Origin of the sequence: Vibrio tarriae (genome assembly GCF_002216685.1) — a bacterium.
Classification (GTDB): Bacteria; Pseudomonadota; Gammaproteobacteria; order Enterobacterales; family Vibrionaceae; genus Vibrio; species Vibrio tarriae.
On sequence record NZ_CP022353.1, the window covers coordinates 1,074,015 to 1,084,344 of the forward strand.

General features: G+C 48.6%; 12 protein-coding genes. 5 read left to right on the plus strand and 7 right to left on the minus strand.

Annotated features, from left to right (window positions below):
* Positions 1 to 71 precede the first annotated feature (71 nt).
* The gene (locus CEQ48_RS10630; RefSeq protein WP_089071214.1) at positions 72 to 452 is read left to right on the plus strand and encodes a DUF2750 domain-containing protein; all 381 of its coding nucleotides are present in this window, start codon (positions 72 to 74) and stop codon (positions 450 to 452) included.
* A 27-nt stretch (positions 453 to 479) separates the two neighbouring features.
* On the opposite strand, the gene CEQ48_RS10635 is transcribed toward CEQ48_RS10630, so the two are convergent.
* The 7 genes from CEQ48_RS10635 to pspF all read right to left on the minus strand — a co-directional run bounded on the left by CEQ48_RS10635 (position 480) and on the right by pspF (position 7,619).
* Complete coding sequence (locus tag CEQ48_RS10635; protein WP_089071215.1) at positions 480 to 1,250, minus strand: DUF2927 domain-containing protein; 771 nt, start codon at positions 1,248 to 1,250, stop codon at positions 480 to 482.
* Entirely contained in the window at positions 1,251 to 2,039 is a 789-nt protein-coding gene (locus tag CEQ48_RS10640) for a peptide ABC transporter ATP-binding protein (protein ID WP_001275032.1), read from the minus strand.
* Positions 2,036 to 3,031, minus strand: coding sequence for a peptide ABC transporter ATP-binding protein (locus CEQ48_RS10645; RefSeq protein ID WP_071180637.1), 996 nt, complete (start codon positions 3,029 to 3,031; stop codon positions 2,036 to 2,038). Before CEQ48_RS10645 ends, CEQ48_RS10640 begins: the two co-directional genes overlap by 4 nt.
* A complete protein-coding gene (sapC, locus tag CEQ48_RS10650; protein WP_089071216.1) occupies positions 3,031 to 3,918 on the minus strand; it encodes a putrescine export ABC transporter permease SapC in 888 nt (295 codons plus the stop codon). The genes CEQ48_RS10645 and sapC overlap by 1 nt, the downstream gene beginning before the upstream one ends.
* Positions 3,905 to 4,867, minus strand: coding sequence for an ABC transporter permease (locus tag CEQ48_RS10655; RefSeq protein ID WP_089071217.1), 963 nt, complete (start codon positions 4,865 to 4,867; stop codon positions 3,905 to 3,907). Before CEQ48_RS10655 ends, sapC begins: the two co-directional genes overlap by 14 nt.
* Positions 4,867 to 6,450, minus strand: coding sequence for an ABC transporter substrate-binding protein (locus CEQ48_RS10660; RefSeq protein WP_198301292.1), 1,584 nt, complete (start codon positions 6,448 to 6,450; stop codon positions 4,867 to 4,869). The genes CEQ48_RS10655 and CEQ48_RS10660 overlap by 1 nt, the downstream gene beginning before the upstream one ends.
* A gap of 152 nt (positions 6,451 to 6,602) precedes the next feature.
* Positions 6,603 to 7,619 carry a phage shock protein operon transcriptional activator gene (gene pspF, locus CEQ48_RS10665; RefSeq protein WP_001187701.1) on the minus strand — a complete coding sequence of 339 codons (1,017 nt, stop codon included), beginning with the start codon at positions 7,617 to 7,619 and terminating at the stop codon, positions 6,603 to 6,605.
* Positions 7,620 to 7,828: 209 nt separating this feature from the next.
* Between pspF and pspA the strand changes: the two genes are divergently transcribed.
* The 4 genes from pspA to CEQ48_RS10685 all read left to right on the plus strand — a co-directional run bounded on the left by pspA (position 7,829) and on the right by CEQ48_RS10685 (position 10,329).
* Entirely contained in the window at positions 7,829 to 8,497 is a 669-nt protein-coding gene (gene pspA / locus CEQ48_RS10670; protein WP_089071219.1) for a phage shock protein PspA, read from the plus strand.
* 13 nt (positions 8,498 to 8,510) lie between these two features.
* The gene (gene pspB, locus CEQ48_RS10675) at positions 8,511 to 8,744 is read left to right on the plus strand and encodes an envelope stress response membrane protein PspB (protein WP_000093876.1); all 234 of its coding nucleotides are present in this window, start codon (positions 8,511 to 8,513) and stop codon (positions 8,742 to 8,744) included.
* Positions 8,737 to 9,126, plus strand: coding sequence for an envelope stress response membrane protein PspC (pspC, locus tag CEQ48_RS10680; RefSeq protein WP_162808091.1), 390 nt, complete (start codon positions 8,737 to 8,739; stop codon positions 9,124 to 9,126). Before pspB ends, pspC begins: the two co-directional genes overlap by 8 nt.
* 171 nt (positions 9,127 to 9,297) lie before the next feature.
* Complete coding sequence (locus CEQ48_RS10685; protein WP_089071221.1) at positions 9,298 to 10,329, plus strand: efflux RND transporter periplasmic adaptor subunit; 1,032 nt, start codon at positions 9,298 to 9,300, stop codon at positions 10,327 to 10,329.
* The last annotated feature ends 1 nt before the right edge of the window (position 10,330 follow it).

The window sequence follows — 10,330 nt, forward strand, 5'->3', positions numbered from 1 at the left end:
TTATCTCTGATTGTAGGCGGTATCCTGCAATTTCATCGTTCAGTAGAATGGCAACATTAGGTGGGGAAAACATGTCCAATCCATTAACCGCAGAGCAAATGGCGCTCATCAACCAATATGACCAAGAGCAACGATTCAACTACTGCCTGAAAGAGATTGTGGCTAACCAGCAAGTGTGGATTTTAAAAGATGAGCACGGCTGCGTTATGCTCAATACAGAAGAAGAAGAGTGCGTTCCTGTATGGCCACATCGTGAGTTTGCGCAAGCGTGGGCAACTGGCGAGTGGGCTGAGTGTGAGCCAGAATCGATTGGCTTGAACAAATGGTTTAGTCGCTGGACACAAGGTTTAGAGCAAGACGATTTATCCGTAGTGGTTTTTCCTAACGACAATGAAGAAGGGGTGATTTTGTTCCCTGATGAGTTTGACTTTGAATTGAAAAAAACTCACTAACCGCCGTTAACTGGTGCGGTGAAGTATTTAGCGTAACCACTCATACAGCGGTGAAGAACGCGCTTCTTGCACCGCATTCTCTAACACACCTTGCTGCTCGTACTGTTTGAGCTTTGCTTTGAGCAAACTTTGCAGTTGCGGTTGCCTCATGCCACTGCTTAACTCAGGTTCGTAGAGCAGCTTGAGTAAAATCACATCCAATGGGGACAGCAAATCTTCCGGCGTTTTATCGTTAAAGATCGAAGGGTAGGCGAGCTCTGAATCATTGGGTAGTCCCATCACCTGAGTGATCTCCTCGACAATACACGCCAGCAGTTTGCCATGGTCACGAGCTTGATCGACCGGAATCACGACTGAAGCCGCAACAATCTCAGAGGCCGAATTGGTGGAATAATTGGCCTGACAGATTGCACTATGCATGGTTTGGGTGGCTGATTTACCCGCCAACTCTTCTAAGGCTTGTTGCCACTTTGATTGTTGGGTGAACACCCAAATCACGTTGGCCTCAGTACGGTTTGTCACCACCTGAATCGAGTGCCCAGTCACTTGGGTGAGGTGGTGCACATGATCGCGTGCTAATTGCTCATGCAGGGCTTTATCGGGCACTTGGTGATCAAAATAGATGCGTAGAGGCCCACGCCATTTGCTGAGTGGTTTTTCACCTGCGGAGTACTCGTTACGCAGTGCAACGTTGAGAAATGCCCGTTCAATAAAGGCGGGATCGCGCCAATTCTCTTGACCAAAGGCACAGTGGCTAATAAGGGTGAGAAGCCCGAGCGCAATCCCTCTTTTCATCACTCAATACTTAAAGGTGGGAGCCTTGGTAAAGTGGCTCTCAATCATACGTTGGGTGATGGGATGCTGAGGATCCGCTAACACTTCGTGAGTTTCCCCCGCTTCCACCACGTCTCCTTCATGCATGACGATGATTTTGTCTGTGATGTGCTTGATCACCCCGATATGCTGGGATACATACACAAAGGAGACGCCCATCTCTTCTTGCAGTTCCAAAAACAGATTGAGGATTTGCGAGCGCATCGCCATATCCAGACCGTTCAACGCCTCATCGGCAATAATGATGGAAGGCTGTAAGATGAGCGCACGAGCCAAGCAGACACGCTGTTTTTGTCCAGTCGCCAGCATCTGAGGGTAGAAATAAGCATGCTCAGGCAGCAAGCCCACACGCTGCAAAGTATCTTTTACGCGGCGCATTCGCGCCTCAGGTGTCATGCTGGTATTTCGTTTCAGCGGCCCTTCCAGAATCGTCCCAATCTGTAAACGTGGATTGAGCGAGGTATTCGGGTCTTGGAAAATCATCCGGATCAATTTACAGCGCGTCGAGTAGTCTTTGTGTTCTAACAACTCTCCGTTGACGCGGATCTCGCCACCGGTCGGTGCAACCATCCCAGCCAACATGCGAGCGAGGGTGGATTTCCCTGAGCCATTTTGACCAATAAAACCAATGGTTTGTCCTGCTTCAAGAGTAAAGCTGACCGGCTTTACCGCATGTTGGATCTGTTTGCGTAAAAAGCCTGAGCGAGTGACAAAGTCTTTGTGCAGATTGGTGACTTCTAACAGCGCACTCATTGTGGCGACTCCATGTTGAGCGGGAAATGGCAAGAAAATTTATGGTTTTTTACCCAGCGCGAATGAGGGACTTCAACACACTGACGCTGAGCGTAAGGGCAACGTGGCCCTAAGCGGCAGCCAATCGGTAAGTGTTGCAGTGGCGGAATTGAGCCGGGGAGAGATTGTAATTTCTGTTTGTGCGGGATCCAGTCACTAAAATCTGGCATGGCTTTCAGCAGCGCTGCGGTGTAGGGGTGCTTTGGCTCTGCCACAATTTTTGCAGTTTCCGCCGATTCCACCGATTGCCCGCAATACATAACCGTAATGCGATCCGCCCACTGAGTAATGGTGGTTAAGTCATGGCCGATGAGCAGAATCGAAGTGTTATTGACCTGATTCATGCGACTCAGCAAACGCAAAATTTGCGATTGAGTGATGGGGTCCACGTCGTTGGTGGGTTCATCTGCGATCAGCAATTTCGGTTTAGCGGCAATGGCCATCGCAATCATCACTTTCTGACACTCGCCATCCGTCAGCTCATAAGGGTAGCTGGACATGATGTCTTTGTGATCTTTGATACCGACCTTGTGCAGCAGAGCAATCGCCTGTTTTTTCCGCCAAGTAAAGCGCTCCCACCAACGTCCTTCAAAGGTGCGAAATGGGATAGACTCAATCAGTTGTCGCCCAACCTCTTCAGACGGATCAAGACAGGTTGAAGGCTCTTGGAAAATCATCGCGACATCACGCGAAATCACGCGTCTGCGTTCACGCGGAGTGAGTTGTAGCAAATCAATATTGCCAAGGCGCATACGATCGGCCGTGACGCGCCAGTTTTCTTTACAAATACCGACAATCGCTTTCGCCACCAAGCTCTTACCTGAGCCCGATTCACCCACTAAGCCACGAATTTCCCCTTCATTCATGGTTAGGCTCATACGATCTACCGCTTTCACAAGGCCTTGCGGAGTATCAATCTCAATCGTCAAGTGACGAATATCAAGTAACGGCATTATTCGACTCCCGCATTGAGGGCTTGGCGTGCGCCATCACCCACCAAGTTAATGACGACCACAGTGAACATGATGGCTAAACCGGGAAGAGTCACTGTCCATGGAGCGATATAGATAAGTTCTACCGAATCACCGAGCATCGCTCCCCACTCTGTACTGGGCGATTGAGCACCAAGCCCTAAAAATCCGAGCGCGGTGATATCCAGAATCGCAATCGAGAGTGCCATGGTGATTTCAGCCACAATGACGGGTAAAACGTTAGGGAATATCGAATGCCAAAGCAGATAAAATTGATTTGCACCATCTAAACGCGCCGCCATCACATAATCTTTTTCGATTTCATTGTGTACGGCGACATACACAGAACGAATAAAACGTGGGATCAGTGCCAGACCAATCGCCAGTAATATGTTGAATTCACCAGCACCCAAAAAAGCCACAAAAATGATCGCCAGTAGCAGTGAGGGGATGGACATTACCGTATCGAGAATATGGTTTAGGGTGCTAGAAAGTAGTCCTTTGGTCATACCTGCCAACGCGCCAATTGTTCCACCGATTAGGGTTGCAATCAGCGTAATCAATACGGCTGCGCCTATGCTGAGTTGTGAACCATCGATAAGACGAGACAAAATATCGCGACCCAAATCATCGGTACCAAGGAAATAGTCAACGGTTCCTTCTGGCTCCCATGAAGGAGGCATTAGCAGCACGCTCGAGTGCATTTGCGGGTCGTAAGGAGCAATCCAAGGCGATAAAATCGTCACCAGTGCAATAAAAAACAAAGACCACAAGCCAAACATGGCGAGATTGTTGGCACGAAAACTACGCCAGAAACGCTCAAACTGGGTGGGAATATGTTCTTCTTGATAAATACTATCGCTTAACATACCACTCTTTCCTTACCAAGGGGTTAGCTACCGCGCCAATCAAATCTGAGAGTATATTGGCCGTTAAGACCAGAGTACCGACGACGATCACGCCCGCTTGAATCGACATAAAATCACGGTTTGCCAATGCATCCAATAACCAACGGCCAATGCCCGGCCAGTTAAAGATCGATTCAGTAATAATGGCTAAGGTCAGCATGCTGGAAAGCTGAACACCAAATTTGGGGATCATCGGTGGGATCGCATTGCGTAAGACGTGCTGAGTAACGATTTCGTAGTTAGATAAGCCTTTAATTTTGGCTGCACGAATGTAGTTTTGATTCATCACTTCGGCAACCGAAGCACGCATTTGACCGATCACTTGCGTGGTTGGCGCGAGTGCTAGAACTAAGCAGGGTAACGTTAAATGCTCTATCACACTTTGTAGCGCTTGGCTGCGATAGGCCGACTGCGACAAAAAGGCATCAATCAAGGCAAAACCAGTAATGTGTTCAATTTGGTACAGCAAGTCATAGCGTCCTGCCACAGGAAATATCGGGAAATGCAGCGAAAATACCATGATCATCATCAGTGCTAGCCAGAAAATGGGCGCTGAATAACCAGACATAGAAATGAACGAGATAATGGTGTCCAGCCATTTTCCTTGCCGCATTCCGGCCAGAGTGCCGATCGGAATGCCAATCAGCAGGGATAAGATGAAAGCAATGGCACACAGCTCAATGGTTGCGGGAAATACCACGGCTAACTCATGGATAATGGGTACTCCATTTTTATTCAGGCCAAAGTTGAGCTCCATCAGTTGTACCAAATAGCTCGACCACCCTTGCCAAAAGCCAATCAGCGTCCAATGTGAGTGAGGGTCAAATCTGGCCAAGCTATAGCCGACCATAGTCAGGATGAGCAAGGTGATGATGAATAAGTTAAATTTACGGACCGTATATACGAACATTACTCGGCCAACCTCTCAACGGTATTAAATGGCTGAACATTAAATGGGCTAATGCGAACGCCCGTTAATGATTTGCTATAGGCGGTAAATTGTATGCCGTGGGCGAGAGGAATAACCGGAAATTCCTGATTCAGGATGTTTTGTGCCTGACGATACAAATTGAGGCGATAGCGCGGTTTATTGGCCTCTAGAGCTAAGTCCAACAGAAAGTCGAAATCGCTGTCACACCACATAGAGACGTTAAGGCCTGCGCGGTTTGAATCACAAGAGAGTAAAGGGCGTAAAAAGTTATCCGGGTCGCCCGTATCTCCCGTCCAACCACTTAAGTACAGGTCAATATTGTTGCGTACGTTTAGCTCTTGGCGTTCAGAGCGATCTTCACTGATAAGGCGTAATGTCACCCCAATGTCGGCGAGATTGGCTTGGATCAGCTCTGCCGTTTTGCGTGGGCTAGGATTGTACGCTTTCGGCTCTACAGGCACTGACATGGTCAGCTCCAGCCCCGTTGCAAATCCCGCCTCACGCAGCAAAGCTTGCGCGTACTTGCGATCGTAGCGAATCTGCGCAGTATCTTGCTGATAGGCCCAAGAGGTGGGGGGCAAGATGGTAAAAGCAATACTTCCTGTGCCGTAATAGACGGAATCTAAGATATTTTGTCGATTAATTGCGAAATTGAGTGCTTTACGTACACGATTGTCATTCAACGCAGGATGTTGAGTGTTCACCGCGATAAAGGCCACATTCATCGCGGGTGTGGTTTGCAGCACAATATCTTGGTTCTTTTCAATCGCGGGCAGCTGGCTGGAAATCGGTGCATTGAGCACATCACATTCATTGCGCAGCAATTTGGCCAGCATGCCAGTCCCACGTTGTGAAATATCAAACACCACTTGCTCGACTTTTGCCGCACCTTCCCAATATTGGGGATGACGTTTCAAGCGAATTAAATCGCGCGGATGGTATTCGGCAAGGTAAAAAGGCCCAGTACCCAGAGGAAGGTTATCCAGCTTCTCTTTTTCATCATCAATGATGAGCTGATTGGCGTATTCCAATGACAGGATCACCGCGTGGCTGGTGGCGATGTTGGATAAAAAACTGTTATCAGGTCGGCTAAGCACAAACTTTACGGTTAAGTCATCGACTGCGCTGACATCAATCAATAGATTCTGAAAATCAATGCCTTTAAACCAAGGATATTGAGTTTGGCCTATTTTGTGGTAAGGGTTGGTTGGGTCAATAATGCGTCGAAAACTGAACACCACATCATCGGCATTAAGTGGACGTGTTGGGCTAAACCAAGCAGTGGTTTGAAACGCCACATCGGGGCGCAGCTTAAATACATACTCAAGTCCGTTGCTATTGACCATCCAACTGCTGGCTAAACTGGCAATCGGTAAGTGTGTTTCGGGGTCAATCGTCAGCAAGGCATTGTAGATCTGCGGGCCGAGTGCATCAGAAGTGATATCGTTATCCGCCAGCTGCGGGTTAAAGGTAGTCGGCGCACTTTCACCACAGTAGACAAAGCCGCTACTGCGGATCTTTCTGTGGTCGATGTTTTCTCCGCATCCTGCCAGCATAGAGATGCTGCACAGTCCTAGCGTAAATCGTAATAATGCATTCATAGTGATCTGAGTCAGTCACGAGGCGTTGGCCAGAGTCTGGCAAGCCTCAAAATCCCGCTAATTTACCATTGTTTTTCGAACGAAACCAAGTGAAAAGGCGCATTTACCGCATATCACTCAACGTGAGGTGAGGCGTTTTCACTGTTCATTTGTGGGTACTTTCTCATCATGCCTCGAAATTGATGATAGCTGAGTCCCAGCAACTGCGCGGCGTGCTTTTGATTAAATTTCGCTTGCGTGAGTGCCGCTTGTAACAACTCAATATCACACTGTTGCTGCCATGCCTTGTAGTCAAGAGGCAAATGGAAGTCGGTACGAGTGGTATGGCGAACGTCAACCTGCTCAGACTCGTCAGTGACAATGTCACTGGATTGGAACGGGTTAAAGACTAACTGATCAATTGGTTGGCTATTCAATCCATGTTGATACACCGCGCGCTCCACCACGTTTTTCAGCTCACGTACATTGCCCGGCCAAGAGTAGGCTTGCAGTTGGTGTAATGCATTGGGGCTAAAGCCAACAAAGAGTGGCAGCTGTAGTTCACGGCACATGCGAATAGCAAAATGTTCGGCAAGCAGCGCAATATCTTCTGGCCGATGGCGAAGTGCGGGCAAATGAATCACGTCAAACGCCAGTCGGTCCAGTAAGTCTGCGCGAAATGTGCCTTGCTGAGCCATTTGCGGTAAATTCGCGTTGGTTGCACATACCAAGCGCACATTCGCGTTTAATACTTGGTTGCCACCGACACGTTCATATTGGCCGTATTCGATCACGCGTAGCAGTTTTTCTTGCACTGAGAGTGGTGCAGTGGCCAATTCATCTAAAAACAGCGTACCGCCTTCGGCACGTTCAAAACGTCCTTGATGGCGTCCTTTGGCTCCAGTAAACGAGCCTGATTCATGGCCAAACAGCTCTGAATCGATCAGCCCTTCACTGAGCGTTGAGCAGTTTAGCGACACCAGCGGTTGTTCCCAACGTTTTGATAAATAGTGCAAGCGCTGAGCGATCAACTCTTTACCCGTTCCGCGCTCGCCAATGACCAGCACAGGACGATCGATCGGCGCTAAACGTGAGACTTTGTCTAACACCGCTAAAAACGCAGGTGACTCTCCGAGCAAGCTCTGTTGCATCCTCTATTTCCTCAAAGTGGTGAAATTGACCAACTGTTGGTGAATTTCATCATAGCATGCTGAGTGAAAAAGTCGGTATATTTGTAATTGTTTGAAAAATATGGATTTAAAAGTTGGCACGTAATTTGGATTTATCTTTGCAACCAACGCACAGCATGGGGCTGCAGCGGTAATCTCAGTGTTTGGCACTGAAGGATAGGAGAAACGTCATGGGTATTTTTTCTCGTTTTGCAGACATCGTAAATTCCAACATTAGCGCGCTCCTGGATAAAGCAGAAGATCCAGAAAAAATGATCCGCCTGATTATTCAGGAGATGGAAGATACGTTAGTGGAAGTGCGTACCAATTCAGCCAAAGCAATGGCAGATAAAAAAGAGCTGGCGCGTAAATTGGAGTCGATTGAACAGCAGTTAGAGGATTGGCAGAACAAAGCGACGCTGGCGCTGACTAAACAACGTGAAGATTTGGCGCGCGCGGCACTGATCGAGAAGCAGAAACTGCAACATGTACTGAAAGGCTTGCACACAGAGCAGACGCTTGTCGAAGAAACCATTGAAAAGCTGACAGGCGAAATTGGTAAGCTAGAAACCAAAATCACTGAAACTCGTGCGAAACAGCAAGCGTTAGCGATTCGTAGCCAAGCGGCGAGTCATCGTCGCGATGTGCAGCGTCATTTGCACGCGGGTCGTACCGAAGAAGCGATGGCAAAGTTTGAGCAGTTCTCGCGTAAAGTCGATGAGCTGGAAGCGGAAGCCGATCTTTATGCACAATCAGGCCAAGCGCGCTCTTTAGAGCAAGAATTTGCTGAGCTACAAGCACAAGATGAGATTGAAAAAGAGCTCAACAAGCTTAAAGCTCAGATGAAATCAGACCAATAATTGGGAGTAGACTATGTCCTCATTTTTTATCGCTGTGCCATTGATCGTTTTTTGTATCTTTGTTGCACCGCTGTGGCTGATCCTCCACTACCGGAGTAAACGCAAAACCGGGGATGGTCTATCGGATGAGGAGCTGCAACTTCTGCGCACCCTGTCGGATAAGGCAAATCGCTTGCAAGACCGCGTGGAAACCTTAGAGCGGATCTTGGACGATGAAACCCCAAACTGGAGAAATCGCTATGAGTAAACGCGAGCTGTACCGCGACCCATATAACGGCAAAATAGCGGGGGTTTGTGCAGGGTTAGCGAACTACTTCGGCCTAGAGGTTTGGCTGGTGCGAATTTTAGTGATCACCGCCGCCTTGCTGGGGGGGACGTTTTTAGTGCTGGTCGCTTATGTGGCCATGGCTCTGATGCTGGAGAAGCTACCGAAGCAGTACCGCGAAGATATTCGCAGTCAGCAAGAGCATACGCTGAAAAGCAAACCTTGGGCACAAGGGCAAGCACCAAAAGAGCTGTTGCACACGCTAGATCGCGATCTCAGCCAAGTCGAGACTCGAATTCGTGGTGTGGAGGCGTATGTCACCTCCGAAGCGTTTAAGGTCAACCGCGAGTTTCGCAAACTCTAGTCACAAGCGCCAATCACAAATCGTAGTGAATAGATAGGCGCGAGTTATTATTGAGCGGTATGAAATGCCGCTCTCACTTTCGCTAATATTTGGTTAAAAACCGATGGCGCGAGTGGAGTTAACGCACTGATTCACCTATGTTTGAGCTATGTCTAAGCATAGGTAATTGGTATGAACAAAACCCTTTTGGCCTTTTCCATCTGTTCCACTTTGCTGGTGGGGTGTGGAAAAGAGCTTCCTCCCGTGCCTGAGCCCGATTCGCGGCCAGCTAAATTGACGACTGTGTCCGTAGGTAACAACACCTTTTCTCGCCAATTTCCAGCCACTACGGCGGCTGGCGATCGCGCGGTGCTCGCTTTCCGTGTACCCGGACAACTACAAACCATTGATGTTTTAGCCGGACAAGAGGTGAAGAAAGGTGAGGTACTTGCCAGACTCAACCCTGACGAATATGCGTTGTTAGAACAGCAAGCCAACGCCAATTTTCAATTAGCCGATGTGCAATTTCAGCGGGCACAGCGATTACGACAAGACAAAGTCGTGTCCGAGCAGGATTTCGACCAAGCTCAAGCCAATCACAATTCCGCGAAAGCCACCTGGGAACAAGCCAAAGCCAATCTGCGTTATACCCAATTGATCGCCCCTTATGATGGCACTATTTCGCTGATCCCAGCAGAGCAGTATGAGTATGTCGCAGCTAAGCAAGGGGTGATGAATATTCAAACCAATCAACTGTTCAAAGTGCAGTTTCTCCTTCCCGATCATTTGCTTAATCGCTTTTCTCGCGATGGTGTAGAAGCACATATGGTGTTTGACTCGTTCCCTAACCGCCAATATCCGCTGCAATTTCAAGAGATAGATACTGAGGCCGATTCCAAAACCCGCTCCTATAAAGTGACTATGGTGATGGAAAGACCCAATGATGTCGGCATTTTGCCGGGTATGGCGGGACGTGTAAGCCTCATGGCTCCGAGCGGTAGCGCGACGGTGATCCCCACTTCTGCATTGTTTGCAGAGCAAGGGGGAAAATACGTATGGCGAGTCGATGAAGCGGGGCTGGTGAGTAAAGCAGCGGTCACTTTGAATGATCAACGCCAAGTGCTTACAGGCTTAAGTGATGGTGACCGGATCATTATTTCCGGTGTCAGTGGCGTGACCGAGGGCATAAAAGTGCGTGAATGGGTCAAGGAGCGAGGACTGTAGG

What these genes read in the sequence shown, in the direction of transcription:
- pspF (WP_001187701.1), bottom strand. Translation starts at nt 7,619, where the DNA reads ATGCAACAGAGCTTGCTCGGAGAGTCACCTGCGTTTTTAGCGGTGTTA.
- CEQ48_RS10645 (WP_071180637.1), bottom strand. Translation starts at nt 3,031, where the DNA reads ATGCCGTTACTTGATATTCGTCACTTGACGATTGAGATTGATACTCCG.
- CEQ48_RS10630 (WP_089071214.1), top strand. Translation starts at nt 72, where the DNA reads ATGTCCAATCCATTAACCGCAGAGCAAATGGCGCTCATCAACCAATAT.
- pspA (WP_089071219.1), top strand. Translation starts at nt 7,829, where the DNA reads ATGGGTATTTTTTCTCGTTTTGCAGACATCGTAAATTCCAACATTAGC.
- pspC (WP_162808091.1), top strand. Translation starts at nt 8,737, where the DNA reads ATGAGTAAACGCGAGCTGTACCGCGACCCATATAACGGCAAAATAGCG.
- CEQ48_RS10685 (WP_089071221.1), top strand. Translation starts at nt 9,298, where the DNA reads ATGAACAAAACCCTTTTGGCCTTTTCCATCTGTTCCACTTTGCTGGTG.
- sapC (WP_089071216.1), bottom strand. Translation starts at nt 3,918, where the DNA reads ATGTTAAGCGATAGTATTTATCAAGAAGAACATATTCCCACCCAGTTT.
- pspB (WP_000093876.1), top strand. Translation starts at nt 8,511, where the DNA reads ATGTCCTCATTTTTTATCGCTGTGCCATTGATCGTTTTTTGTATCTTT.
- CEQ48_RS10655 (WP_089071217.1), bottom strand. Translation starts at nt 4,867, where the DNA reads ATGTTCGTATATACGGTCCGTAAATTTAACTTATTCATCATCACCTTG.
- CEQ48_RS10640 (WP_001275032.1), bottom strand. Translation starts at nt 2,039, where the DNA reads ATGAGTGCGCTGTTAGAAGTCACCAATCTGCACAAAGACTTTGTCACT.